Here is a 25,223-nt window from a genome sequence, read left to right as displayed (position 1 = left end):
GCCATACAAATAAATGCAGAACGTGATTTAATCCCCACAATTCGCCGAAATTGGCACATGGCCTCCTGGATGCAGTAAACTTATTGTTGTATTTTCTAAAAGGTAGCGACATGACACAAGACCTGCTGGCCCCAACCCTGCCCACCGTGAACGTGGAAGCGTTGCGTGCGCGCTGCGCCACCTGCAGCATGCATCAGTTGTGTCTGCCCATGGGACTCGACGTGGGGGACATGGACCGCCTCGACCAGATCATCGGCCGGCGCCGCAAGATTGTGCGCGGCGCCTCGCTGTTTCGCATCGGCGACTCGTTCCAGAATCTGTACGCGATCCGCCTGGGCCATTTCAAGACCTATCAGATCAATCCCGGTGGCGAAGAGCAGGTGACGGGCTTCCAGATGGCCGGCGAACTGCTGGGCATGGATGCGATCAGCGCCGACCGCCATCATTGCAATGCGGTGGCGCTGGAAGATAGTGAAGTGTGCGAGATTCCGTTTTCCAGCCTGGAGCAATTGCTGGGCAATATGCCGACCCTGCTGCGCCATTTTCACCGCATGATGAGCCAGGAAATCACGCGCGAGCAAAGCGTGATGCTATTGCTGGGCAATATGCAGGCGACCCAGCGCTTTGCCGCCTTTATCGTCAACCTGGCGTCGCGCTATGAGGCGCGCGGCTATTCGGGCAGCAAGTTCCAGCTGCGCATGTCGCGCGAGGAGATCGGCAACTACCTGGGCCTGACGATCGAAAGCATCAGCCGCTTGCTGTCGAAATTCAAGAAGGAAGGCTGGCTGAGCGTATCGAATCGCGAGATTGAAATCCTGCAGCCGGCCAAATTGAAGGCCATTACGGCCGGTACCGACGTCTGCAAATAATTACAACTCACTGTCGGCATGGAGCGTAATGCCGCGCTGGGCCGGCCAGGTCCAGATGCCCGACAAGCGCCATTCGCGCTTGCCATCTTCCACCAGCACCTGCCAGCGGCTGCGCTCGAGCATCGGCAGCGAGACCGAAAAATTGCCTTGCGCATCCGGTTGCACCATCAGGCGGATATCTTTTTCCGGCAGGGTCGCATGCGCCAGGTGCAGCTGCAAGGGCTGCTGCCAGGCCTTGCCGAAGCTGTGCACGGAACCGCTCATGCGCGACTGCGCCACGTCATACGCCAGGCTGGTATCCATCGCCAGGTTGCTGGCGATGGTGTCGCGGCGCAAGTCCTGGTTGATGGCCTTGCCTTGCTTGTAGTAGTCGCCCACCACCAGCGCATCGGGCTGCGTAAACGCGATATAGCCCATGAAGCTGCCGACCACCACCGACAGGCCGGGGCCGATCATCAGCAGCCACGGCCAGCGGTGCTTGTACCAGGGATCGACGGGCGCTTGCAGTTTGACTGATTTGAGCATTTTTTCTCTCCTTGAAGGTCAGTTCCTTCGGCATCGGCTGGCGCTCCACTGGAGCGCCAGCCGCCGTCGGGTCTGACCCCGGTGTTTAACGCGGCACAATAAATACCGCGCTTTCGCGCACATGCAAAGACGGATCATCGAGCGACTGCAGCTCGATCCGGATCTTGTTCGAGCCTTTTTCTCCCACGCCGTGCGGCAGGCGCAGGCGCACCGGCCAGCCCAGCGTTTCGGTCGGCTGCAAGGTCACTTCGTTGCGCGTGATCAAGGCCAGGCCGGGCAGGCCCGACACCGCGATCCTGAAGTGCTGCTGCTGTTCGGACGTGTTCATGATCTGCAGGCGATACACGTTTTCGATCATGCCGTCTTCCACTTCGCGACCCATTGAGCCACGGTCGCGGATCACGTCCATTTTCAGCGGCGTGCGCAGGAACAGCGAGGTGCAGACGGCAACGATGATCAGCGCCAGGATGGCCGTGTAGATCAGCACGCGCGGGCGCATGGCGCGCTGGCGGATCTGCTGCGAACTGAAGTTGTTTTCCATCGCATGGTCGGTGCTGTAGCGTACCAGCCCGCGCGGGCGCTCGACTTTGTCCATCACGCTGTTGCAGGCGTCGACGCAGGAGGCGCAGCCGATGCATTCATATTGCAGGCCGTTGCGGATGTCGATGCCGGTCGGGCACACCTGCACGCACAGGGTGCAGTCGATGCAGTCGCCCAGTTGCGACTCGGTACCATCCTTGGCGGCTTTCTTGTTCAGTGCGCCGCGCGGTTCGCCGCGTTTTTCATCGTAGGTGATGATCAGGGTGTCCTGGTCGAACATGGCGCTCTGGAAGCGCGCATACGGGCACATGTATTTGCAGACCTGCTCGCGCAGCCAGCCCGCGTTGCCGTAGGTGGCCAGGCTGTAGAATAAAATCCAGAACCATTCCCACGGACCGAAATTGAAGGTCCGCACTTCCTGTACCAGGTCCAGGATCGGCGTGAAGTAGCCGACAAAGGTAAAGCCCGTCCACAGGGCGATGGCGCCCCAGGCCAGGTGCTTGGCCACTTTCTTGCCGGTCTTGCGCACGGAAGGGCCCTGGCGGTCGAGCGCCATGCGCGCGCTGCGCGTGCCTTCGATCTTGCGTTCGACCCACAGGAAGATTTCGGTGTACACCGTTTGCGGGCACGAGAAACCGCACCAGACCCGCCCGGCAATCGCGGTAACCAGGAACAACAGATACGCCGCGATGATCAAGAGGGCCGCCAGATAAATGAAATCCTGCGGCCACAGCACGACGCCGAAAATGTAGAACTTGCGCGTGGTCAGGTCGAACAGCAGGGCTTGCCTGCCGTTCCAGTTGAGCCACGGCAAGCCGTAGAACGCCAGCTGGGTGAGCCATACGCACACCCAGCGCCATGTCGCATAGCGTCCTTTGGCCTCGCGAGGGTAGATCTGCTCGCGGGCCGCATACATCTTGATGACTTGGGGTTCCATTACATTACTTCACGGGAACCGCAGGCTGGGGGTTCGACAGGCTCCAGATATACGCCGACAGCACATGCACTTTCGACTCGCCAAGGAAGTCACCGAAGGCGGGCATGGTGTTGTTGCGGCCCTTGCGGATGGTTTCCATGATGGTGTCGGCACTGCCGCCATACAGCCAGATCCTGTCGCTCAGGTTCGGTGCGCCCAGCTGCGCGTTGCCCTTGGCGTCGGCGCCATGGCAGGCCATGCAGGCGCCGAATTTCGACTTGCCCAGCACCGATTTCACCGGGTCCGAGGTCGAACCCGACAGGCTCAGCACGTAATGGGCCACGTTCTCGATATCCTGTTCGGAACCCAGGGCCGCACCCATCGGCGGCATGATGCCGTTACGGCCATGCATGATGGTGGTCTTGATGATGTCGGGGTCGCCGCCATACAGCCAGTCCTTGTCGGTCAGGTTGGGAAAGCCCTTGTTGCCGCGCGCATCCGAACCATGGCACTGCGCGCAGTAGGTCAGGAACAGGCGCTGGCCGATGGCGTTCGCCTGCGGATCGGCGGCCACCGCTTTCAGGTCCTGTTTCAGGTACTTGTCGAACAGGGGGCCGTAGTCGGCTTCCGCCTTCTTCAGTTCCTGCTCGTACTGGCCCGACGATTTCCAGCCCAGCTTGCCTGCATACGTGCCCAGGCCCGGATACAGGAACAGATAGGCCAGAGCGAACACGATGGTGATGTAGAACAGCCACATCCACCAGCGCGGCATCGGCGTATTGAGTTCCCTCAGGTCTTCATCCCACACGTGGCCGGTGGTGCCGTCGGCCGGCGCGCCCGGCAGTACCGTCACTTTCGACTGCGAGTACAGCAGCACGCCGCAGCCGATGATGCCCAGCAGGGACAGCACGACGATGTAAATATTCCAGAAACCACTGGTAAAGTCAGACATGGCTGCGCTCCTCTTTTGCCGGGACTTCCCCGGCCGGATAGTCCAGCGCCTCGTCGGCGAACGGCAGGTTGGCCGCCGCGTCGAAGTCCTTGTTGCTGCGGCTGAAAGTCCACCACAGGATGCCTGCGAACGTCGTAAAGGAAACCACCGTCATGACGCTGCTGGCGCTGTCGAACAGGTTCTCGATTGCCATGCTAATTCCTCGTTTTGATTAATGTGCCCAGGCCTTGCAGGTAGGCCACCAGGGCGTCTTCTTCCGTCTTGTCCTGCAGTTGCTCGGGACCAGCCTTGATCTCTTCTTCGCTGTATGGCTGGCCCAGGCGTTTCAGGGCGCGCATCTTCGGCACGATATCTTCCGGCGTCAGCTTGGTTTTTGCCAGCCATGGGTAAGCCGGCATGTTCGACTCGGGCACCACGTCGCGCGGATTGTTCAGGTGCGTGCGGTGCCATTCGTCGCTGTAGCGCGCGCCCACCCTCGCCAGGTCGGGACCGGTACGCTTGGAACCCCACTGGAACGGACGGTCGTAGACGAACTCGCCGGCCACCGAATAATGGCCATAGCGTTCGGTTTCCGCGCGCAGCGGACGCACCATCTGCGAGTGGCAGTTGTAGCAGCCTTCGCGCACATAAATGTCGCGGCCCGCCAGGCGCAGCGGCGAGTACGGTTTCAGGCCGGCGATCGGCTCGGTGGTGCTCTTCTGGAAGAACAGCGGCACGATTTCAACGGCGCCGCCGACGCTGATCACCAGGGTGACCAGGCCGATCAGCAGCCAGGGGTTTTTTTCGATCCATGCATGTGAGAATTTCATTTGCTTTTGCTCCTGTCAGGCGTGCGCCGCGTTCAGTTCCGGGATGCGTGCGACCGGCACCTTGGTGCCGCGCAAGGTCATGTAGGTGTTGTAGCCCATCACGCACATGCCAGCCAGGTACAGCAGGCCGCCGCCCACGCGCACCACGTAGTACGGATAGGTTGCCTTGACGCCTTCGACGAAGGTGTAGGTCAGGGTACCGTCCGGGTTGACCGCGCGCCACATCAGGCCCTGCATCACGCCGGCGATCCACATCGCGGCGATATACAGCACGATGCCGATGGTGGCGACCCAGAAGTGCAGGTCGACCAGGCGCGTGCTGTACATTTTGGTCTGGCCGGCCACGCGCGGCAGCAGGTAGTAGATCGAACCCATGGTGATGAAGCCGACCCAGCCCAAGGCGCCCGCATGCACGTGGGCCACGGTCCAGTCGGTGTAGTGCGACAGCGAATTGATGGTCTTGATCGACATCATCGGGCCTTCGAAGGTGGCGATGCCGTAGAACGACAGCGAGACGATCATGAACTTCAGGATCGGATCGGTGCGCAGCTTGTGCCAGGCGCCCGACAAGGTCATGATGCCGTTGATCATGCCGCCCCAGCTTGGCGCCAGCAGCACCAGCGAAAACACCATGCCGATCGATTGCGTCCAGTCAGGCAGTGCCGTGTAGTGCAGGTGGTGCGGGCCGGCCCACATGTAGGTGAAGATCAGCGCCCAGAAGTGGACGATCGACAGGCGATACGAGTACACGGGGCGCTCGGCCTGTTTCGGGATGAAGTAGTAGACCATGCCCAGGTAGCCGGCGGTCAGGATGAAGCCCACCGCGTTATGGCCATACCACCATTGAATCATGGCGTCCTGCACGCCGGCATAGGCCGAGTAGGATTTGGTAAACGAGGCCGGCATGACGGCGCCATTGACCACGTGCAAAATGGTGACGGCCAGGATGTAGGCGCCGAAGAACCAGTTGGCCACGTAGATATGCTTGACCTTGCGCTTGATCAGCGTGCCAAAGAACACGATGGCGTAGGCGATCCAGACCACGGCGATCAAAATCGAGATCGGCCATTCGAGTTCGGCGTATTCCTTGCCGCGCGTCAGGCCCATCGGCAGGCTGACGACCGCACACAGGATCACCGCTTGCCAGCCCCAGAAGGTAAAGGCGGCCAGCTTGTCGGAAAACAGGCGCACCTGGCAGGTGCGTTGCACCACGTAGTACGAGGTGGCGAACAGACCGCAGATACCGAACGCAAAAATGACCGCATTCGTATGCAGCGGACGCAAACGACCGTAAGTGAGCCACGGTATGTCGAGGTTCAGGGCGGGCCAGGCCAGCTGGGCGGCGATAATCACGCCGACCAGCATGCCGATGACGCCCCATACCACAGTAGCGACCGCGAATTGCTTCACGATCTTGTAGTTATAGTTCAGCGATTGATCCACAAAGACTCCCTGGAATGTCTATTTATGATGGTGGGCAGAGGTTAAGTGTTTGATGTCAAAAAAACTTTGATGTGGATCAAAATTACCCAGATGAAAGATGGGTAGCGAAGCGGCACCAAATTAATTGCTGATCTGGGTAAAAAAAGTCCGGCAAGAGCCCGGCAACAAGGTCATTGATCTGGCTTAAAAGGTGCACATAAGCAACGCTTTACAGTGACCAGTCCAGCCACTTTTGAAGCACGCCATGAGCGATAGCGACAGCAAGACTGCGCACGATGAGGCCCGCTACCATGTTCTCGGAACATTCAGCGGCAGTTGTCTGTACAGCCACAGCCTGCTCGAGTGTGTGCAGCAGATGCCGTCGCCCGGCATCGTCATCTTCGTGCACGGCGTCAATTCCGATGGCGAGTGGTATCGGGCAGCGGAAGAGGGCCTGTGCAAGGGACTCAACACGCGCATGAAGCGCTGCGACGAGCACCTGTGCCATGCCACCGCGCAGGCCGGGCAACTGACTCCGGTGCGCTACAAGGACGAGCTGAGCGACGATGGCTATGTCGATCCCGACTACACGGCCAGCAGCTTTATCGAGCAGCAAGCGCACTTCTCGCCGGTAATCCAGTTCCGCTGGGGCTACAAGGCTAGCGCCAATCAATTGCAGCAATATGGCGATTCGGTCTACCTGAACGAACACGATTACTGGGGCGGCGGACCGTTCGCCAATGGCTGCTCGTCCTTGCCGGATCTGTGGGGTGAAGGCTTGTCCGACGCCCTGTTTCTGTGGATACACATCGAGCACCTGAACCCTGTCAACGACCGCATCGTGTATGCGTGCCCGCCGCGCCCTTATTTCGTGCTGGCCGCGCTGCGCCTGGCGCATCTGGTGGCGGCGATCCGCAAGGAGCAGGCCGACGTACCGATTACCCTGGTGTGTCACAGCCAGGGCAATATGGTGGGCATGGCGGCGGCGTTTCTCGGTAACAAGATGACCAATGTCCAGGATGCGGTGGGGAAAACCGGCCGTTGCGTGGCCGACACCTATGTGTTGTGCAATCCTCCCTATAGCCTGCTGCGCCGCAACGACACCGAAGGCTGGCTGCAGGGACAAGTCAGGGACGTCGACGGCAATGTCGGCCGGCAAAGCGGCAAGGCGCGCCGCAAGACACTGGCGGCGTTCTTCGATATCGTGCGCGGCCAGGCGCAGGAACCGCCCATGGACCCCTGCCTGAGCCGCATGGCGGACAACGAGAACCATGATTTCAGCCTGGACAAGGATAAGGCTGCCTATGGCTGTGGCCCGCAGCGCTCGACGCGCGGTCGCGTCACGCTGTATTGCAATCCGCACGACCAGGTGATCTCGGCCACGCCGATACAGGGCATCGGCTGGCTGGGCATGAGCGCCGAAGAGATCAAGGCCACAGGCGGCGCTGGCGTGTTCAGCCAGCGGGTCTTTGCACAGGGCCACCCGGTGGGCCAGCCGGGCGATTATGACTACTGGAGCAACCACTATCGCCAGCCCGGGCGTGGCAGCGACGACTTTTGGTTTCCCCATTCGCCGATTTCCACCTACAACCCGGACAAGGGCGTGCGCGCCAGTAGCAGCGCCGCAGGCAAGGCGGCCACGGTGCGCACGGCCGCCGCCGCCTCGCAACTGATGAAGTGGCTGAAAATTCCCATTCATGCCGTACCGCCCGACGACTGGCGCATTCCCGTCAACGCGCCTGCGCTGCCGAGCACTTTTTTGCCGCAGGCCGTGCGTTTCGGCACGTCCAGCGCGCAATTCGACCAGGATCTCGATGCTCCCGCCACGCATCGCCATGCCGGCAAGGCGCGCGCTGAAGACGATCCCTATGCGGACGAGCAACTGGGCGCCGCGCCGGCCGGCAACCGCGATACCGAAGCGGGCCTGCGCTACGAAGACCATGCACGTTTGCGCATGAAAGCACGGCGTGAAAAGCTGTATGGCAATGGCGAGAAGGTGGGCATGGAAGACGACCTGTCGACCGCCACGCCCGAATATCGGCAATGGCGCAGGCAGGAAATCCGGGCGCAACTGGTGGCCACCTGCGATACCCACGCCACCGACCATTCCACCATTCTGACCAACGGCGCGCATGCGGAAAAGGCGCTGGCGTATGACGTGGCGATCGGGGTGAGTCTGGTCAGCGAGGAGGCGATGCATCAGCTACGTATTGCGGCAGATTGGCGTCTGGTAGAGGGAGTGGATGAGAATCAGCTACAGAAGATGTTTGCAGAGTATTTTTTGACCGGGAAGTTCAAAAAACTGTCGCTGCTCGATTGGGTACGCCTTGGTGGCAGCGCGGGAGCCATGCCGTCCGAGATCGAAGATGAACGCATGTACAAGCGCCAGGAGACATCCTGATGCGCAAGCTGATTGCAACTTTGCCGCGCCGGCTGGGCTGGAGCATGCTGGCATTCAGTTTTGCCTTTGCCATTGCCCTCTGGTCGGTATGGCAGGCCGTGCTACTCGATGTCCCTCTTGCAGAAGGAATAATCATGAAGCGACTATTGTTGATGCCCATGTTGCTGGCGCTTGCCGTGCTTTTCTTGATGACGGCGTGCGCCAGCAAGGCGCCTGCCGTGGCAGCGATTCCTTCCCCTGTGCCGCCTGCACCGGCGCGGCCGTATATGGCGCAGGTGGTGGGCGTGCAGTGGTTGAATCCCCTGCAGCGGCGCGATTATCCAACCGAATGGCAATTGCTGTGGACACTGGGTCTGGCCAAGCCGAACAAGGATGATGGCAAGGTCAAGGAAAATCCTGTGCGGTTTGGCAAGGTGCAATCGATCGGCATGATTGCTTATGGTAATAATGGGAAGGAAACCTTTAACGGCTACCATCACAAATACGTTACCAAATTGATTTATCTCTTTCGTGACATTTATTTTTCCAGCGAAGCGTATTTTTACAATGCCCATTCCCTGACCGATAAATCCACGCGGCGCGAACTGGCTGGTATCCATGTCGAATATGCGCTGCCTGAAGGACGCCTGGATGCAGTCGAAGCGGGGAAATATCTGGCTGAAACGATCACTGATGCTTTCGACATTGGCAATACCTCCTTCCCCGACTCCTGGACCACTGCCACCCCGCCCGAGGTGCGCGTCACCCTGGGCGGCGCCAATGCCGGTTTTGCGTCCTTGACGGCCGCCCTGGCCTACCTGCAGGCCCATCCGGATAAAACCGTGTGGGTGATGAACTGGGATGCGCCGAGCTTTCCGCCGAAGGATGAGCAGATCAACGAAAACATGGTGTTGCTGGTGCTGGCCGGCCCCGATTACCCGACCGGGCGCGCGCCGCTGGCGTGGCTGGGGTTCCCCGTTACGCACAATGTGGCCGATTTCAAGGCGGAGAAAGGGCAAGCGCCGCGCGCGGTGCGGGCCTGGCGCCAGGCCATCGAAGAGGCCGCCGGAAATGCGCAGACCAGCGACAGCGCCATCGGCTATGTGATCCACGATGCCGGCGTCACGTATCCGGCCTCGTCCGAGCGCATCGGGCCGCTGGCGCAAAGCCTGACGGAGCAATTGCCGGAACTTGATTTCAACCGGCAGAGCTTCAACCTGCCTGCCCTGCTGGGCGAGACGGGGGCCGGCACGGCCCTGACGAATGTTGCGCTGGCCATCGCTTATGCCCATCACGTGGGTGGGCCGGTGCTGGTGGCCGGCACCAGCGACGCACAGCAGGCAACCGCCGTGGTGGTGGCGCCGCCGGCCGTGGTGCGGCCCATCGATCACGATGCGCCCTGGTTCCGCGCGCGCGGCGGCGGCACGGTGTTCCTGCCCTGGTGGGGCCGGCGTTTCGATGCGCGGCCCGGTTCGCAAGGCTATTCGCGCTGAGCTGGCTGGTTGATGCAGCGATTCCTTCTCCTGTACCGCTGCTGTGGATGCGGGATCAGCGCCATGTTTTTTCACCAATATTGTGCATTTTTGAATGAAATGGTGCGGCGCACAAAATAATGAAACAAAGTAGTGCAATTCGGCATGTTAAATTATTTTAAAGTAAGTTTTCCATATTTAATTTGCTGGCCCGCTTTTTGCGTATCTATTAATTCAAAAAGGAGGGCGTCCACATGGCAAATCCACAGGCAATCGTCGATCTCACGCATCAGGTCCGCAAACTCGCCACCAGCAAGATCGGCGACATCAATGACATCAACCGCGAAGCCAATTTCCTGGCACTCAACGCGCTGATCGAAGCGGCGCGGGCAGGCGCCGCCGGACGCGGCTTTGCCGTGGTGGCGAACCAGGTCAAGCAGGTGTCGCAACGCATCGGCGAAGTGACCGAGAGCCTGAACAAGGAACTGGTTGGCTCGCTGTCCAGCCTGACCGCGCTCGGTGACCTGATGATAGGCCGCATGCAGTCGCATGAAGGACAGCGTTGCGCCGACCTGGCCCTGAACATGATCGACATCATCGACCGCAACCTCTACGAGCGCTCGTGCGATGTGCGCTGGTGGGCGACCGATTCGGCGCTGGTGGCCAGCCTGGCGCAAGGCAGCCTTGAGGCGCGCGCACACGCCTCGCAGCGGCTGTCCGTGATCCTCGACAGCTATACGGTCTACAAGGATATCTGGGTGCTTGATGCCGACGGCACGATTGTCGCCAGCGGTCGCCCTGCGCAGTATGCGGTGGCCGGGCGCAACGTCGCCAGGGCGCCCTGGTTCAAGGCGGCGCTGAACACGGCCAGCGGCGAAGAGTATGTCGCCGATGACGTGTGCACCACCTCGCTGCTGCACAACGCCCAGGTGGCCACGTATGCGACGGCCATCCGCGCGGGCGGTGCGACGCACGGCAAGGTACTGGGTGTGCTGGTGATTTTTTTCGACTGGGCCCAGCAGGCGCAAGCGGTGGTCCAGGGCGTGCGCCTGACGGATGCGGAGTGGGCGCGCAGCCGCTGCATGATCCTCGATTCCGCGTTCCGCGTGCTGGCCAGTTCCGATGGCGAGGGCGTGCTCACGGAAACGTTCCCGCTGCGCCCCGATCGGCGCCGTGCCGGTTTCTACCAGGACGGCGGCCTGACGGTCTCGTTCGCCGCCACGCCCGGCTATGAAACCTACAAGGGGTTGGGCTGGTATGGGGTGGTGTGCCAGCGTGGGCAGGAGCGCAGTTGATCTGGCCTGGCAGGTGCATGGTCCTGATGCTCGCCGCGTAGCCGGCGTTTCGATGCGCGGCCCGGTTCGCAGGGCTATTCGCGCTGAGCTGGCTGCGGCCCGGCCGGCTGCTCCGGCGTCGTATCGTCGTCCTGCAGCACACGCAGGCCTGGCCCCACCAGGTCGTCGAACTGGCCGCCGTCGGAGGCCGTGAAGAAGACCCACAGCGCGATAAACACCACCACGATGCTTAGCGGTATGAGCAAGTACAGCGATTCCATCAGCTTTTCCTCAGGCGCAGGGCGTTGGCGATCACGACCGCCGAGCTGGCGGCCATGCCGACACCCGACAGCCACGGGTTCAGGAAGCCCAGCGCGGCGGCGGGGATGGCGGTGAGGTTGTACACGGTGGCCCAGGCGAGGTTTTCGCGGATGATGCGCATGCTGCGCGCCGCCGTGCGGGCCGTGTCGCGCACCGAGCGCAACTGGTTCGACAGCAGCACCGTGTCGGCATGCGCCTGCGCCAGCGCGGCGCCCGAGCCCATGGCGAACGACACATCGGCCGCGCTCAGCACGGCGGCGTCGTTGATGCCGTCGCCGACCATCGCCACTACCGCGCCGGTGGCCTGCAACTGCTGCACGAAATCGAGTTTTTCATCGGGCAGGCATTCGCCGCAGGCGGTGGCGATGCCCAGTTCGCGCGCCACGCTTTGCGTCAGCGCTTCCTGGTCGCCGCTCAAGAGCAGCACCTGCTTGCCGTGGTGCTGGAAATATTCGACTACCTCGCGCGCTTCCGGGCGCAGCGCGTCGCTGAGCAGAAAACGCGCCAGCCACTGCCCCTCGATGCCCAGGTAGAGCGGCGTCATGCCTGCCACGCCGACGGCCGTGTCGCCCACCGGCGGGCCGGCGATCGCCGCCACAAAGGCGGCATTGCCGAGGCGGTAGCGCATGCCGTTGAGCATGCCTTCGAGACCCTGGCCCTGCACTTCCCGCAGCTGCGTCGCATGATCGAGCTCGATGGCGCCGGCCGCGTCCAGCATGGCTTGCGCCAGCGGATGGGCGCTGCCCGTTTCCAGCGCGGCGGCGATTTTCAGGCAGGCGTGCTCGTCCAGCGGTCCCAGGCTGTCGGTGTGTTTCAGCACGGGCCGGCCGATGGTCAATGTGCCCGTCTTGTCGAACACGATATGGGTGGCGCGGTGCAAGGTTTCCAGTACATGCGGCTGCACGATCAGCACGCCGCGCCGCAGCAGGCTGTCGGTGGCGGCGGCCAGCGCCGTCGGCGTGGCCAGCGACAGCGCGCACGGACACGACACCACCAGCACGGCAATGGCCACCGGCCACGCTTGCGCCGGGTCGTGCCAGCTCCAGAAGGCGAGCACGGCGACGGCAAACAGCAGCAGGCCCAGCACGAACCAGGCGGCCACCTTGTCGGCCCACTGCGCGATCCGCGGCTTGCCGCTGCCGGCCCGCTCGATCAGTTTCAGCAGGTCGGACAGGGTGCTCTCGCGCGCCGGTTTCAATACGCGCAGCAGCAGCGCGGCGCTGGCGTTGATCGCCCCGCCCGGCACCTGTTCGCCGCTTGACCGACGCTGCGCCGCGCTCTCGCCCGTCAGCAAGGATAAATCGAGCGCGCTGTTGCCTTCGATAATGACGCTGTCGGCGGCGATCGCTTCGCCGGGTTTCACCAGGATCACGTCACCGACCCCCAGGCTGCCGGCCGGCACCAGGGTGGGGGCGCGGCTGGCGGGAAAGCCGGCCAGCAGGGTGGCCGAGGCGGGCAAGGCGTGTTGCAGGCGCTCGAGTGCCGAGGCGGCCTTGCGGCGCGCCTGCAGTTCAAAGTAGCGGCTGCACAGCAGCAGGAAAATGAACATCGTGGCCGAGTCGAAATATACCTCGCCGCGGCCGGTAAAGGTGGCCACCAGGCTGCCGAAAAAGGCCGCCAGGATACCCAGAGTGACGGGCACATCCATGCCCAGGGTGCGTGCGCGCAGGCTGGACCAGGCGCCCTGGAAAAACGGCAGCGCCGAGTAGCAGATGGCCGGCAGCGTCAGCAGCAGGCTGGCCCAGCGCATCAGGCTTGCCATGTCCGGATCGAGGGTGCCGTCTTCGGCCGCCAGGTAGGACGGCGCCACGTACATCATCACCTGCATCATCGACAGGCCGGCCACGAACAGCTGGCGGCCCAGGGTCTTGCTGGCTTTTTGCAGCTGCTCGCCATGGCGCACGGCGTCGTAGGGATAGGCCGTGTAGCCGACCTGGCGCACGGCTTGCAGGATATCGCCCGGCTCGCACTGCGCACGGTTCCAGCGCACGTACAGGCGTTCGGTGGCGACATTCAGGCTGGCCACCTGCACCCCGGGCAGGCCGATCAGCTGGCGCTCGATCAGCCACACGCAGGCGGCGCAGCGTATGCCTTCGACCGACAGGGTCGCTTCGCAGCTGCCCGCGTCGCGCGCGAACTGCGCATCGTCATTGCTGTACAGGCGCAGTTCGGGCGGCATCAGGGTGGCATCAAACGCATTGACGGCGTAGGCGTCGCGCTCGCTGTAGTACTTGCTCTGGCCGATGTCGACGATGGTTTGCGCCACCGCTTCGCAGCCGGGGCAGCACATGGCGCGCGGCAACTCGTCGATGGTCACGTTCCAGCGGGAACCGGGCGGGACGGGCAGGCCGCAGTGAAAACAGTCGGTCACTTGTAAAACGGCGTTCATGGGCGTGTTCTCATGGATGGGGCGCCACGCACAGGGCGTCGAGCCAGCCCAGCGAGACGCCGTTGGCCGCGCGCAACAAGCCCAGCAAGCCAAAGCCCAGCACCAGCAGGCCGCTGGCGATGCGCACGGCGCGGCGCTGCATTTGCTGGCGCAATCGCGCACCCAGCAATCCCATGCCGAGCAGCGTTGGCAAGGTACCCAGGCCAAACGCGGCCATGGCGGCCGCGCCGTGCAGGGCCGAACCGGCCATCATGGCGGTCAGCAAGGCGCTGTAGACCATGCCACATGGCACCCAGCCCCACAGGCCGCCGACGGCCAGCGCTTTCAGCGGCGTATCCATCGGCAGCAGCGGTTTTAACAAGGGACGCAGGCGGCGCCACAGCACATTGCCGGCCGCTTCCAGATGCGCCAGGCCGCGCCAGGCGTCCATCAGGTACAGGCCCAGCGCGACCAGCATCAGGTTGGCCAGCCAGTAGCCGGCCACTTGCAGCGAGGCAATGCGCACCATGCCGGCGCCGGCCAGGCTGCCGGCCGCCGCGCCGGCCAGCATATAGCTGCCGATGCGCCCGCCGTTATAGGCCAGCACGCGCAAGGTACCGTTGTCGCGCACTGCATGGATGGCGATCACCGCGCGCGGCGGCGTGGGCGCAACCCCCACCGACAGCGCACCGACGATGCCGCCGCACATGCCGATGCAGTGCACGCTGCCGGCCAGGCCGACCATAAACAGCGGCAAAAGGCTCAGGGAATTCATCGGCGCGCGTTACACCGTCTTCGAGTAGCGCAGCGGTTGCGGCGCATCGGCTGGCGCCAGCGCTGCCCTGGCGCGCGCCTCGGCCAGGTGGCGGTCGAACACCATGCAGATATTGCGGATCAACAGACGGCCCTTTGGCGTCACCGTCAGCCAGTCCTCTTCGATGATCAGCAGGCCGTCGCGCGCCAGTTCGCGCAGCTTTTCCAGCTCGCTGGCGAAGTAGCTACGGAAAATCACCGGGTGCGATTGCTCGATGGTGGCGATCGACAGTTCGAAATTGCACATCAGCATCTGGATAATGATACGGCGCAGCATGTCGTCCGTTTCCAGCTTGATGCCGCGCGCGATCGGCAGCACGCCTTCGTCGAGCTTTTCGTAATACGCGTCCAGCGTCTTTTCATTCTGGCTGTAGACGGCGCCCACCGAACTGATGGCCGACACGCCGCAGGCGATCAGGTCCGCTTCGGCGCGCGTGGAATAGCCCTGGAAATTGCGGTGCAAGCGGCCCTGGCGCTGCGCCACGGCCAGGTCGTCGGTGGGCTTGGCGAAATGGTCCATGCCGATATACACATAGCCGGCGGCCGTCAGGCGCGCGATGCACAGGCCCAGCATGGCCAGCTTGGTGCTGCTGTCGGGCATGTCGGCGTCGAGGATGCGGCGCTGCGGCTTGAACAGGTGCGGCATGTGCGCATAGTGGTACAGGGCAATGCGGTCGGGGCTGGCGTTGATCACCTTGCGCAAGGTTTCCGTCATGGTCTCCATGTTTTGCTTGGGCAAGCCATAGATCAGGTCGATGCTGATGGAGCGAAAACCGGCGTCGCGCGCCGCCTGCATCACGGCCACGGTTTCCGCTTCGGGCTGGATGCGGTTGACGGCTTTTTGCACGTCGGCGTCGAAGTCCTGCACGCCCAGGCTGATGCGGTTGAAGCCTTGCGCGCGCAGCGAAAACACGCGTTCGCGCGAGACCGTGCGCGGATCGATTTCGATCGAGTATTCGCCATCGGCGTCCGGCGCGAATTCGAAGTGCTGGCGCAGATGCGTCATCAGCTCGTCCATCTGTTTTTCGCTCAGGTAGGTGGGCGTGCCGCCGCCGAAGTGCAGCTGCTCGATCTGGTTCATGCCGGCAAACAGCTTGGCCTGCATGGCGATTTCCTGCTTCAGGTAGCTGAGATAGGTGACGGCCTTGCTGCGGTCTTTCGTGATGATCTTGTTGCAGGCGCAGTAGTAGCACAGGGTGTCGCAAAACGGCACGTGCACGTACACCGACAGCGGACGGCGCCCACCGCGCATGCGCAGCGCCGCCACGGCTTCGAGGAAATTGCCATAGCCAAAATTGGCATGGAAGCGGTCGGCGGTCGGATACGAGGTGTAGCGCGGGCCGGACTGGCTCATCTTGCCGATGATGACAGGATCGAATTCGACGACGGCGTCGAGTTCGCCGGAAGTGTTGCTCAGTAATGTGGACATGGTGGTTCGATTCTTGAAATGATCAGGCAGCCAGGCGTTTCAGGCCGGCGCTTTTGCCGCTGTTTTGGCTGCTATTGCCGGCGTTGGCGGCGTCGCCACGTGCGTTATTTGGCGTCAGCCGGCGCGTCGGCGGCAGCTTGCCGAAATTGAACAGGCTGACCGCTTGCGACAGGCTGGCCGCTTCTTCCGACAGGCGCGTGGCCGCTGCCGCCGCTTCCTCGACCAGCGCCGCATTCTGCTGCGTCACCTGGTCCATGTGGGCGATGGCGCTATTGACCTGGTCGACGCCGATGCTTTGCTCGCGCGAGGCGATCGAGATTTCCTGCATGATGGCGGTCACCTGCTGCACCGAGCTGACCACTTGTTCCATGGTGGTGCCAGCGCGGTTGACCTGCAGCATGCCGGCGCCGACCTTGCTGACGGAAATGTCGATCAGCTGCTTGATGTCCTTGGCTGCTACTGCGGAACGCTGCGCCAGGCTGCGCACTTCGCCGGCCACGACCGCAAAGCCGCGGCCCTGTTCGCCGGCGCGCGCCGCTTCCACGGCCGCGTTCAGCGCCAGGATATTGGTCTGGAAAGCGATGCCTTCGATCAGGCCGATGATGTCGACGATCTTCTTCGACGAGGTATTGATTTCAGCCATGGTGGTGATCACGTCGGCGACGATCTCGCCGCCCTGCACTGCCACTTTCGATGCGGCCACGGCCAGATCATTGGCCTGCACCGAGTTGTCGGCGTTCTGCTTGACGGTCGACGAGAATTCTTCGATGCTCGACGCCGTCTCTTCCAGGCTGGCCGCCTGCGATTCGGTGCGGCCCGACAGGTCCATATTGCCCGCCGCGATCTGCTTGGTGGCCACCGCCATGGTTTCGACATTGATGCGCACGTCGCGGATGGTGGCGATCAGATTGCTGTTCATCTGCTGCAGCGCGCGCAGCAACTGGCCCACTTCATCGGTGCTGTCCGTTTCAAAGCTGCCCGACAGGTCGCCGGCGGCGATCGCCCGCGCGCCGTTCAGGGCCTTGTTCAAAGGCTGCAGCACCGATACGCGCAAGGTGTACCAGAGGAAGACGTTGATCAGGAAGCCGGCCAGGGTGGCGCCGAAGATGCCGTAGTTGGTCACCCCGCTGTTGGCGGCGAACAGGGTGATGGCGCACACCAGCAGCTGCAGGCAGTTGACGGCGCTGGTCGCCATCCAGATGCGCAGGCTGAGCGACATATGGGTCAGCTTGTGCAGCACATGGGCCAGGCCGGGGCGCACGATCTGGCCGTGCTTGATGACGATGCGTCCGCCTTCCTGGTGGCGGATGGCGTGATAGGCCTCTTCGGCCACCTTGACCTGGTCCTTGTCGGCTTTCACCCGCACCGACATGTAGCCGATGGTCTGGCCCGCTTCGCGGATCGGCGTGACGTTGGCGCGCACCCAGTAAAAGTCGCCGTTCTTGCAGCGGTTCTTGACCAGGCCGGTCCATGGCGTGCCGGCTTTCAGCGACGCCCACATGTCGGCAAACGCTTCGGCCGGCATGTCGGGATGGCGCACGATGTTCTGCGGTGAGCCGATCAGTTCTGCCTCGGTAAAGCCGCTGACCTGGCTGAAATACGGGTTCACGTACACGATGTTACCGTTCATGTCCGTTTTCGAGACGATGGCCTGATCCTCGAGAACCAGGGTTTCACGGTTGGTAACTGGCAAATTCTGGCGCATGACGGCTTCCCGGACAGGTGCGTCGAACGGCAGTCGGACGCGGTTATTGAATAAAGCTTGCAGGATTGCAAGAACGTGGATCAGTGTAAGGAGTCATCAGCGCAAATTTATTGATGTAGATCAAAATCCCTAAAATTGGAGTGGCTAATTTAACGGCGCGCAGACACGGCTAATCATTTCTGCAGAGGGATGGTTTGATGCATGCCGCCATAGTGACTACGGCGTAGCTGGCCCTTCAGTCCATGCCGGCCACCAGCGGGCGCAAGCCGCCCACCGCGTAACCCTGGGCGTAATCGACGCCCAGTTCGCGGATGACGGCCAGCGTCGCTTCGTCTTCCACGTATTCGGCCACTGTTTTCAGGCCCATCACGTGGCCCACTTCATTGATGGCCTTGACCATGGCGCGATTGATCGCGTTGGCGGCGATGTCGCGCACGAATACGCCATCGATCTTCAGGTAATCGACCGGCAGCGCTTTCAGGTAGCCGAACGAGGAGAAGCCGGCGCCGAAGTCGTCGAGCGAGAAGCGGCAGCCGAGGGCCTTGAGCTGGTGCATGAACACCTGCGCCTTGGGCAGGTTGGCAATCACCGCCGTTTCCGTGATTTCAAAGCAGATCTGTTCGGGGGCGATCGCGTAGTGCACGAACTGCTCGGTAATGTAGTGCTGCAAGCCGGTATCGACCAGCGACATGCCCGACAGATTGATCGAATATAGCGCCGGCGCGCGGCGGCGCTGTTCCACCAGTGCCGCGACCGGTTCCAGGCTCTCGCGCACGCTCTGGATATGGGCGCACACGGCGCGGATGACCCAGCGGTCGATCGAGATCATCATGTCGTAGCGCTCGGCGGCCGGGATAAAGGCGCCGGGCAGGATCAGGTCGCCCTTGCTGTTACAGATGCGCAGCAGCACCTCGTCGTGGCGTTCCTGGCCTTCGCGCAGGTGCACGATGGGCATCGCGTACAGGCGGAAATATTGTTTTTCGAACGCTTCGTTCAGGCGCGCGATCCACAGCATTTCGCCATGGCGCTGGGCCAGCATCACGTCCGCTTCCTGGTACACGTGGATGCGGTTGCGGCCCTGCTCCTTGGCCAGGTAGCAGGCCTGGTCGGCGGCGATCATCAGTTCGCTCAGCGACTTGCTGTCCTGGCTGATTTCCACCATGCCGATGCTCACGCCCAGCTCGTAGCTGCGGCCATCCCAGGCAAAGTGAAAGTCGCGGATCGACTGGCGCAGCTGTTCGCCGACCTGGCGTGCATGTTCCATCGGGCAGTGCGGCAGCAGCACGCCCAGTTCGTCGCCGCCCAGGCGCGCCAGGATGTCGCTGTCGCGCATCTGCGATTGCAGCAGCTTGGCCAGCAGTTGCAGCAGCACGTCGCCGGCGTTGTGGCCGCAGGTATCGTTGATGACCTTGAACTGGTCCAGGTCCAGATACAGCAGGGCGTGCACATGGCCCTGCTCCTTGGACGTGTGCAGGGCGCCGGCCACCAGGTGCTCGAAATGGCGCCGGTTGACCAGGCCGGTGAGGTGGTCGTGCGTGGCTTCCCACGACAATTGCCGGCTCAGCTTGCGCTCATGGCTGATGTCGCGAAACACCACCACCGCGCCGAGGATCTCGCCGTCGCGCGACCAGATCGGCGCGGCGCTATCCTCGACGGCGATCTGGCGCCCGTCGCGCGTGATCAGGTTGGTGTGCGCCGAGGTGCCGACCGCCTGGCGCTGGCGCAGGCATTTGATGGCCACGTGCTCGAGCGTGGCGCCCGTCTGTTCGTCGGCCAGCGGCATGGTTTCCCAGATATCGAGGCCCTGCGCCAGCTGGGTGGTCCAGCCCGTCAATTGCTCGGCCATGCGGTTCAGGTAGCGCGTCTTGCCCTGCGGGTCGGTGGTGATCACGGCGTCGCCGATGGAACTGAGCGTCACTTCCGCCAGTTCCTTGCGTTCGGCGATCATGATTTCCTGCTGCGTATGTTCGGTGATGTCCCAGATGATGCCCAGGGTGCGCTCGGGCTGGCCGCCAGCGTCCATGAACACCTGCGCCCTGGCGGCCAGCCAGCGTTCGCTGCCGTCGGGCCACACCACGCGGTATTGCAACGCATAGCCGCCGTGGCGCTGCACGCCATCCTGGAGTACTTCCAGCACGTGCGTGCGGTCGTCGGCGTGCACGCAGGCGAGAAAATCGCGGAACGTCTGCGTCAGCGCCCGCTCCTCCAGTCCCAGCAATGCCGCACCGCGCGCCGACCAACTGACGGTGCCGTCGACCACCTGGCCACCGACGAGGTGCGAATCCCAGATCGCCATGTGCGCCGCGTCGAGTGCCATCTGCAAACGTTTTTGCTGGTCGCTCATCGCGCCCTCCTGTGTTGATAAACAGGTAGACGCGCTTGCCGCATTTTGGTTCCCGAATCTGTCAGGCCGGCGGCGTGGCGGCGGGCTCGTCAAGTGTGGGGCGGGCCGATTGGGCGATATCGCGCACATTCTTTTGCACCGCCACCGCCGCAAACAAGCTCAGCAAGAATGACATGGCATAAAAGCCTTTTTCGCTGTTCTGCATGGTGGCGTTGAACAGGCCGACCGTCAACAATAGCAAGGCCAGCAGTACGGAGATCCAGCACAGGCCGAAATAAATACCGGTCACGGCGATGCCTTCATACCGGTCGCGCACGGATTTTTGCAGCGAGACGGCGGCGAACAAGCCGTACATCAGCAAGGTGAAGTAGTAACCTTTTTCATTGAGCGCCATGCCGGCATTCCACAGGCCCGCCAGATAGGTGATCGAGCCGATCAGCAGTGCGGCCCACGAGGCACCGATAAACGCGCTGCTCGGACGTTGGAAGGGGGATTGCTGCATGCTTGACTCCTGAGGTGGTTGGAAGGGAAATGCGGGCGACAGCCACGGTTGCCGCCGCCCCATCAGAGCAGAAAGTCTATTTGGCCGGCTTGACCATGCGCAACAAAGCCTGGCCACCGCTGACCACCGCCAGCACCAGGGCACCGGCGATCACGCCGGCCACGGCGTTGACCACGCTGGGCAGCACGGCCGCCAGCACGCCGCCGACCACCGCCACGCCGGCCGCCGCATGCTCGATCTGGTGCAGCAGCGCGCTGGCCCACGGCCAGCCGTGCGTCAGGATGCCGCCGCCGACCATGAACATGGCCAGGGTGCCGACCACCGACAGGAACTTCATCAGCCTGGGGGCGGCGGCAACGAGCATGCGGCCCAACGCCCGCACGCCATGCATCAGCGCGCCGGGGCCCTTGCGCGCGGCCAGGTAAAACCCTGCGTCGTCGAGCTTGACGATGCCGGCCACCAGGCCATACACGCCCACCGTCATGATCACGGCGATGCCGGCCACCACCGCCACCTGTTCGGCGAAGGTGGCGGTGGCCACCGTGCCCAGGGCAATCACGATGATTTCGGCCGACAAAATGAAATCGGTGCGCACCGCGCCCTTGATCTTGTCTTTTTCCAGCGCCACCAGGTCGACATTCGGGTCGCGCAGCGCTTCGGCCAGCTCGGCCTTGTGGCTGTCGTCCGGGTGCAGCAAGGGATGGGCGATCTTCTCAAAGCCCTCGAAGCACAGATAGGCGCCGCCCACCATCAGCAGCGGCGTGATGGCCCACGGCGCAAAGGCGCTGATGGCCAGCGCGGCCGGCACCAGGATGGCCTTGTTTTTCAAGGAACCGAGCGCCACCGCCCACACCACCGGCAGTTCGCGCTCGGCGCGCACGCCCGATACCTGCTGGGCATTGAGGGCCAGGTCGTCGCCGAGCACGCCGGCGGTTTTCTTGGCCGCCACCTTGGTCATCAGGGAAACATCGTCGAGGATGCTGGCGATATCGTCGAGCAGGGCAAACAGGCTGGTGCCGGCCATCTCAGCAGCCCTCCGGGGCGGTGCATGGGGCGAAGGAAAGAAGTGTAATGTTCATCATGTTCTTATTGGTTGGGATGCAAGAATGGAGCTTGGCATGATCTTAACCCAGCCAGCCCGGCGGCGACGCACGCGGCGCGGTAAAATTGCCGCTTCCTCTCCTTTCTGGATTTCGCATGAGCTTTGCCACCTGGATCGCCTTTGTCCTTGCCGCTTCCATCATCGCCGTCTCGCCCGGCTCCGGCGCCGTGCTGTCGATGTCGCACGGCCTGTCGTATGGCGTGAAAAAGACCAGCGCCACCATCCTCGGTCTGCAACTGGGCCTGCTGGTGGTGCTGTTCATCGCCGGCGCCGGCGTCGGCTCCCTGCTGCTGGCCTCGGAAGTGGCCTTCAATATCGTGAAAACCGTCGGCGCGCTGTACCTGATTTGGCTGGGGCTGTCGCAGTGGCGCGCGAAGATCGCCGTGGCCGGCGACCTGCACGCGGCCGCCGTGCTGCCGAGCATGGGCCGGCGCGTGCTGACCGGCTTCCTGACCAATGTGACCAATCCCAAGGGCATCATTTTCATGGTGGCGGTATTGCCGCAATTTATCAGCCCCGGCGCGCCCGTGCTGCCGCAACTGCTGATACTGGCCGTCACCATGTGCACCATCGACCTGATCGTCATGCACAGCTATGCGTACCTGGCGTCGTCGATGCAGCGTTTTTTCCGCGACGCCAGGGCCGTCAGGAAGCAGAACCGCTTTTTTGGCGGCCTGCTGATGGCCGTCGGCGCGGCGCTGTTTTTCGTCAAACGTGGCGCGCACGCCACGTCCTGATGGCGCACTTGCAATCATTTGTAAGCCCGCTTGTGGCGTAACGCGCCTCGGGCTGTAATCGGGCCATATCTCTATACAGTGTTCGTACTTCGTCGTCCAACTGGAGCGCCATCATGCGTCCGTCTTTCCTCCATGCCGTGTTTGCCCTCGTGCTGTCTGCGGCCGGTGCGCCAGCGCTGGCCGATCCCCCCGAGCGGGTGGGGCGCATCTCCACGGTCGAAGGGCAAGTGCTGGTGCGCGCCGGCGATGGCGAGCCGCAGGACGCCCTGCTCAACTGGCCCGTCAGCAGCGACAACCGCATCACCACCCGGCGCCATGCGCTGGCCGAGTTTCGCGTCGGCGGCGCCGCCGTGCGTCTCGATGGCGATTCCGAGCTGGAAGTGACGCAGCTCGATGAGGACCGTTTCACATTGCACCTCGGCTACGGCAGCGTCAGCGTGCGGGTGCGCAATCCTGACGCCCTGCGCGGCCTGGAAGTGACCACCGCCCAGGCGCGCGTGGTGCTGACGCAGCTGGGCTGGGTGCGCGTCGATGCCGAACGCCTGCCCGGCACCAGCGTGGTCAGCGTGCTCGAAGGCGCGGCCGATATCGATGGCGGCACGGCCAGCGTGATGCTGCGCGCCGGCAAGCGCGCCGAACTGACGGACGAGGAGTTGCGCACCGGCCCGCTGCAGCGCATCGCCTTTGACCGCTGGCCCGAAACGGTAGTGGCGGCTTCGCCGGCGCTGCGCTATGTGACCGAAGACATGACCGGCTATGAAGAGCTGGACCGCCATGGCACGTGGCAGGAAGACGCCGAATACGGCCCGCTGTGGCTGCCGCGCGCGGTGCCCGTGGGCTGGGCGCCGTACAGCGATGGCCTTTGGCGCTGGATCGCGCCGTGGGGCTGGACCTGGATCGACAATGCACCCTGGGGCTATGCGCCGTCGCACTATGGCCGCTGGGTGCAGGTCGGCCAGCGCTGGGGCTGGGCGCCGGGCCGCGAACGGGTCCGCAGCGCCTGGGCGCCGGCGCTGGTGGGCTGGGCCAGTGGCGATCACGGCCCCCGGCCGGGTCTGCAATACCGACCCGGCCAAGGCCCCGGCATGGGCTGGTTCCCGCTGTCGCCGCGCGAGCGCTATATGCCCGGCGACCGGGACCGGGACCGGGACCGGAACCGGAACCGGTACCAGGAACGTGACCAGCCCCGGCGCGATGGCGGGACGACGATGCCGCCGCCGCAGGTGCATAACGTGCCCCTGGGCGGCGCGCCCTTGCCCGCCCCTGGCGCCGCCTGGCAGCGTGCGCCGCGCGAAGCAAATCGTCCTGATTTTCCGCGCCGCGACTGGAGCAACCGTGGCGGCCGTCTGCAGACCGAGGATATCGCCATGCCGGTGCGCGAACCGCGGCGCCCGCCGCTGCCTGCCACACCAGCCGCACCGGCCATGCCCGCCGCGCCCGTCCTGCCGCCGGTACAGGATACGATCGCCCAGCCGGGCCGTCCGTCCTGGCGCGGCGAGCGTGCCGAGCGGCCTGATCGCAGTGAGCGCGGCGACCGGTTCGATCGCGGCAACCGCCAGACGCCACAGTCCCTGCCGCCTGCCGCGCCGGCGATGCCGGCCCCCCGTCCTGCCACTGCCAACGAAGCGCGCGCCGAGCGCGGCGGTCAGGCGCGCGAACGCCCCAGCCAGGGGCGCGGCAGTGGCCGCCTCCAGGAAACGGAGCGCTGAACAGTACCGTCTGGCGGCAATTTCAGCCGGTTCATGCCTTCAAACCGACAGTTCATCACATGCCGGAAGTAAATCATCGGTGTCTTCTCTACAGTAGCGTCATTGCCGCACGGCGCAACGCCGTGCGGCGAGACAGCAGCGATTTTTCCGGCTATTTTGTGCAAGCGAAATAGTTTTTGCCAGCTTACCCAGCTGGCTTTTTTTTGCTGCATCGACGGGCAGGCGGCGCCGGCATCGTCGGTGGGCGAATTTCGCTACAATACGGCCTTATGCGGGCGCGCCCCGCCCTCACCGCTTCTGATTGGAACCACCATGCAAACCATCCCTCCCAGCGAATCGCTGATCGAATACCCGAGCGACTTTCCCATCAAGATCATGGGGCCGACGCATATCGACTTCGCACCCACGATCACCGCGCTGGTGGTCAGCCATGATCCCACCTTCCATGAAGGCAAGCTGGAAGTGCGTCCTTCGGGCAAGGGCAATTACACGGGCCTGACCGTTACCGTGCGCGCCGTCAGCCGCGAACAGCTCGACGCACTGTACAACGCGCTGTCGGCGCATCCGATGGTCAAGATCGTGATGTAAGCAGCTGCCCTGCCTGGAAAGCGGCGATTTCCTCGTTCAGTCAGGCGCTGAAGGCCACTACCGGTTCCCGCCCGGCCGCAGCGGGCGGGCTGACCAGGTAGTACGCGTCCTTGCTGGGCGCGACCAGGTCGAACAGGCGCACCAGCCGTCCTTCCGCCAGCTCCTGCAGCACGATCGCATGGCGCACCAGCGCCACGCCGTCGCCATCGATGGCCGAACGTATCAGCATCGACAAATCCTCGTACAGTACGCCACCGGCCGGCTCGGCCAGTGGCAAGCCCGCCGCCGCCAGCCACGGCTGCCAGGGCGCGAGCGAGCGCAGCAAGGTTGCCTGCGCCAGGTCGCCCGGCGCGGCGGGCAGACCCGCAACAGCAGGATGGCGCTCCAGGCCCAGGGCGAGGGCGGTGTTTTGATGTTGTACCAAAATAAAGTGGCAGGCCAGGGCT

The 25,223-nt window shown here is 63.4% G+C and carries 22 protein-coding genes; 7 read left to right on the top strand and 15 right to left on the bottom strand.

Translation table 11 applies throughout. The features are described from left to right. Positions 1-110: 110 nt before the first annotated feature. Positions 111-869, top strand: coding sequence for a fumarate/nitrate reduction transcriptional regulator Fnr (gene fnr, locus CD932_RS10485; RefSeq protein ID WP_094442587.1), 759 nt, complete (start codon positions 111-113; stop codon positions 867-869). Here the strand turns inward: fnr and CD932_RS10480 are convergent, their stop codons facing one another. The 6 genes from CD932_RS10480 to ccoN form a co-directional block, all read right to left on the bottom strand. Further along, positions 870-1,394, bottom strand: a complete 525-nt coding sequence (locus CD932_RS10480; protein ID WP_094442586.1) for a FixH family protein — start codon at positions 1,392-1,394, stop codon at positions 870-872. An 85-nt stretch (positions 1,395-1,479) separates the two neighbouring features. Then, entirely contained in the window at positions 1,480-2,871 is a 1,392-nt protein-coding gene (ccoG, locus tag CD932_RS10475; protein WP_254926545.1) for a cytochrome c oxidase accessory protein CcoG, read from the bottom strand. 4 nt (positions 2,872-2,875) lie between these two features. Further along, complete coding sequence (gene ccoP / locus CD932_RS10470) at positions 2,876-3,802, bottom strand: cytochrome-c oxidase, cbb3-type subunit III (protein WP_094442585.1); 927 nt, start codon at positions 3,800-3,802, stop codon at positions 2,876-2,878. After that, on the bottom strand, positions 3,795-3,995 hold the full coding sequence (locus tag CD932_RS10465; RefSeq protein ID WP_094442584.1) for a cbb3-type cytochrome c oxidase subunit 3: 201 nt from the start codon (positions 3,993-3,995) through the stop codon (positions 3,795-3,797). Before CD932_RS10465 ends, ccoP begins: the two co-directional genes overlap by 8 nt. Before the next feature lies 1 nt (position 3,996). Further along, positions 3,997-4,611 (bottom strand): cytochrome-c oxidase, cbb3-type subunit II, encoded by a 615-nt coding sequence (gene ccoO, locus CD932_RS10460; protein WP_094442583.1) that lies wholly within the window; start codon positions 4,609-4,611, stop codon positions 3,997-3,999. 15 nt (positions 4,612-4,626) lie between these two features. Further along, positions 4,627-6,054 (bottom strand): cytochrome-c oxidase, cbb3-type subunit I, encoded by a 1,428-nt coding sequence (gene ccoN / locus CD932_RS10455; RefSeq protein WP_065307944.1) that lies wholly within the window; start codon positions 6,052-6,054, stop codon positions 4,627-4,629. Positions 6,055-6,298: 244 nt separating this feature from the next. Here ccoN and CD932_RS10450 point away from each other — a divergent pair, with 244 nt between their 5' ends. The 3 genes from CD932_RS10450 (at position 6,299) to CD932_RS10440 (ending at position 11,180) form a co-directional block, all read left to right on the top strand. Further along, complete coding sequence (locus tag CD932_RS10450) at positions 6,299-8,434, top strand: DUF3274 domain-containing protein (RefSeq protein WP_094442582.1); 2,136 nt, start codon at positions 6,299-6,301, stop codon at positions 8,432-8,434. A 134-nt stretch (positions 8,435-8,568) separates the two neighbouring features. Beyond that, a complete protein-coding gene (locus tag CD932_RS10445; RefSeq protein WP_369679824.1) occupies positions 8,569-9,906 on the top strand; it encodes a hypothetical protein in 1,338 nt (445 codons plus the stop codon). 233 nt (positions 9,907-10,139) lie between these two features. Next, on the top strand, positions 10,140-11,180 hold the full coding sequence (locus CD932_RS10440) for a methyl-accepting chemotaxis protein (protein WP_094442580.1): 1,041 nt from the start codon (positions 10,140-10,142) through the stop codon (positions 11,178-11,180). A 74-nt stretch (positions 11,181-11,254) separates the two neighbouring features. Here CD932_RS10440 and ccoS read toward each other — a convergent pair whose 3' ends face one another. The 8 genes from ccoS to CD932_RS10400 form a co-directional block, all read right to left on the bottom strand. Beyond that, entirely contained in the window at positions 11,255-11,440 is a 186-nt protein-coding gene (gene ccoS, locus CD932_RS10435) for a cbb3-type cytochrome oxidase assembly protein CcoS (protein WP_094442579.1), read from the bottom strand. Next, positions 11,440-13,869 (bottom strand): heavy metal translocating P-type ATPase, encoded by a 2,430-nt coding sequence (locus CD932_RS10430; protein WP_094442578.1) that lies wholly within the window; start codon positions 13,867-13,869, stop codon positions 11,440-11,442. Before CD932_RS10430 ends, ccoS begins: the two co-directional genes overlap by 1 nt. A 10-nt stretch (positions 13,870-13,879) precedes the next feature. Beyond that, positions 13,880-14,623 (bottom strand): sulfite exporter TauE/SafE family protein, encoded by a 744-nt coding sequence (locus CD932_RS10425; protein ID WP_094442577.1) that lies wholly within the window; start codon positions 14,621-14,623, stop codon positions 13,880-13,882. A gap of 9 nt (positions 14,624-14,632) precedes the next feature. Beyond that, on the bottom strand, positions 14,633-16,090 hold the full coding sequence (gene hemN / locus CD932_RS10420) for an oxygen-independent coproporphyrinogen III oxidase (RefSeq protein WP_094442576.1): 1,458 nt from the start codon (positions 16,088-16,090) through the stop codon (positions 14,633-14,635). A gap of 22 nt (positions 16,091-16,112) precedes the next feature. Next, positions 16,113-17,795: a PAS domain-containing methyl-accepting chemotaxis protein gene (locus tag CD932_RS10415; protein ID WP_254926544.1), complete on the bottom strand. Its 1,683-nt coding sequence runs from the start codon at positions 17,793-17,795 to the stop codon at positions 16,113-16,115. Positions 17,796-18,030: 235 nt separating this feature from the next. Beyond that, positions 18,031-20,139, bottom strand: a complete 2,109-nt coding sequence (locus CD932_RS10410) for an EAL domain-containing protein (protein ID WP_094442575.1) — start codon at positions 20,137-20,139, stop codon at positions 18,031-18,033. Between the two features lie 61 nt (positions 20,140-20,200). Further along, positions 20,201-20,641, bottom strand: coding sequence for an inner membrane protein YiaA (yiaA, locus tag CD932_RS10405; protein ID WP_094442574.1), 441 nt, complete (start codon positions 20,639-20,641; stop codon positions 20,201-20,203). Positions 20,642-20,717: 76 nt separating this feature from the next. Then, complete coding sequence (locus CD932_RS10400; RefSeq protein ID WP_094442573.1) at positions 20,718-21,665, bottom strand: DUF808 domain-containing protein; 948 nt, start codon at positions 21,663-21,665, stop codon at positions 20,718-20,720. Between the two features lie 173 nt (positions 21,666-21,838). Between CD932_RS10400 and CD932_RS10395 the strand changes: the two genes are divergently transcribed. The 3 genes from CD932_RS10395 (at position 21,839) to CD932_RS10385 (ending at position 24,777) form a co-directional block, all read left to right on the top strand. Further along, complete coding sequence (locus CD932_RS10395; protein ID WP_094442572.1) at positions 21,839-22,480, top strand: LysE family transporter; 642 nt, start codon at positions 21,839-21,841, stop codon at positions 22,478-22,480. 113 nt (positions 22,481-22,593) lie between these two features. Then, on the top strand, positions 22,594-24,189 hold the full coding sequence (locus CD932_RS10390) for a DUF6600 domain-containing protein (protein WP_094442571.1): 1,596 nt from the start codon (positions 22,594-22,596) through the stop codon (positions 24,187-24,189). A gap of 312 nt (positions 24,190-24,501) precedes the next feature. Beyond that, the gene (locus tag CD932_RS10385) at positions 24,502-24,777 is read left to right on the top strand and encodes a DUF493 family protein (RefSeq protein ID WP_094442570.1); all 276 of its coding nucleotides are present in this window, start codon (positions 24,502-24,504) and stop codon (positions 24,775-24,777) included. 40 nt (positions 24,778-24,817) lie between these two features. Here CD932_RS10385 and CD932_RS29345 read toward each other — a convergent pair whose 3' ends face one another. Continuing rightward, positions 24,818-25,201, bottom strand: coding sequence for a LysR substrate-binding domain-containing protein (locus tag CD932_RS29345; RefSeq protein ID WP_254926543.1), 384 nt, complete (start codon positions 25,199-25,201; stop codon positions 24,818-24,820). Between the last annotated feature and the right edge of the window lie 22 nt (positions 25,202-25,223).

Origin of the sequence: Janthinobacterium sp. PC23-8, assembly GCF_002250505.1 — a bacterium.
Lineage (GTDB): Bacteria > Pseudomonadota > Gammaproteobacteria > Burkholderiales > Burkholderiaceae_D > Janthinobacterium.
Note: the sequence above shows the minus strand (reverse complement) of the source record. Positions and strands in the feature narration are given on the sequence as shown.

What these genes read in the sequence shown, in the direction of transcription:
- ccoO (WP_094442583.1), bottom strand. Translation starts at nt 4,611, where the DNA reads ATGAAATTCTCACATGCATGGATCGAAAAAAACCCCTGGCTGCTGATC.
- CD932_RS10395 (WP_094442572.1), top strand. Translation starts at nt 21,839, where the DNA reads ATGAGCTTTGCCACCTGGATCGCCTTTGTCCTTGCCGCTTCCATCATC.
- CD932_RS10465 (WP_094442584.1), bottom strand. Translation starts at nt 3,995, where the DNA reads ATGGCAATCGAGAACCTGTTCGACAGCGCCAGCAGCGTCATGACGGTG.
- hemN (WP_094442576.1), bottom strand. Translation starts at nt 16,090, where the DNA reads ATGTCCACATTACTGAGCAACACTTCCGGCGAACTCGACGCCGTCGTC.
- yiaA (WP_094442574.1), bottom strand. Translation starts at nt 20,641, where the DNA reads ATGCAGCAATCCCCCTTCCAACGTCCGAGCAGCGCGTTTATCGGTGCC.
- CD932_RS10410 (WP_094442575.1), bottom strand. Translation starts at nt 20,139, where the DNA reads ATGAGCGACCAGCAAAAACGTTTGCAGATGGCACTCGACGCGGCGCAC.
- CD932_RS10480 (WP_094442586.1), bottom strand. Translation starts at nt 1,394, where the DNA reads ATGCTCAAATCAGTCAAACTGCAAGCGCCCGTCGATCCCTGGTACAAG.
- CD932_RS10425 (WP_094442577.1), bottom strand. Translation starts at nt 14,623, where the DNA reads ATGAATTCCCTGAGCCTTTTGCCGCTGTTTATGGTCGGCCTGGCCGGC.
- ccoG (WP_254926545.1), bottom strand. Translation starts at nt 2,871, where the DNA reads ATGGAACCCCAAGTCATCAAGATGTATGCGGCCCGCGAGCAGATCTAC.
- CD932_RS10400 (WP_094442573.1), bottom strand. Translation starts at nt 21,665, where the DNA reads ATGGCCGGCACCAGCCTGTTTGCCCTGCTCGACGATATCGCCAGCATC.
- ccoP (WP_094442585.1), bottom strand. Translation starts at nt 3,802, where the DNA reads ATGTCTGACTTTACCAGTGGTTTCTGGAATATTTACATCGTCGTGCTG.
- CD932_RS10450 (WP_094442582.1), top strand. Translation starts at nt 6,299, where the DNA reads ATGAGCGATAGCGACAGCAAGACTGCGCACGATGAGGCCCGCTACCAT.
- CD932_RS10385 (WP_094442570.1), top strand. Translation starts at nt 24,502, where the DNA reads ATGCAAACCATCCCTCCCAGCGAATCGCTGATCGAATACCCGAGCGAC.
- CD932_RS10430 (WP_094442578.1), bottom strand. Translation starts at nt 13,869, where the DNA reads ATGAACGCCGTTTTACAAGTGACCGACTGTTTTCACTGCGGCCTGCCC.
- ccoS (WP_094442579.1), bottom strand. Translation starts at nt 11,440, where the DNA reads ATGGAATCGCTGTACTTGCTCATACCGCTAAGCATCGTGGTGGTGTTT.
- CD932_RS10390 (WP_094442571.1), top strand. Translation starts at nt 22,594, where the DNA reads ATGCGTCCGTCTTTCCTCCATGCCGTGTTTGCCCTCGTGCTGTCTGCG.
- CD932_RS10445 (WP_369679824.1), top strand. Translation starts at nt 8,569, where the DNA reads ATGAAGCGACTATTGTTGATGCCCATGTTGCTGGCGCTTGCCGTGCTT.
- CD932_RS10415 (WP_254926544.1), bottom strand. Translation starts at nt 17,795, where the DNA reads ATGCGCCAGAATTTGCCAGTTACCAACCGTGAAACCCTGGTTCTCGAG.
- fnr (WP_094442587.1), top strand. Translation starts at nt 111, where the DNA reads ATGACACAAGACCTGCTGGCCCCAACCCTGCCCACCGTGAACGTGGAA.
- CD932_RS10440 (WP_094442580.1), top strand. Translation starts at nt 10,140, where the DNA reads ATGGCAAATCCACAGGCAATCGTCGATCTCACGCATCAGGTCCGCAAA.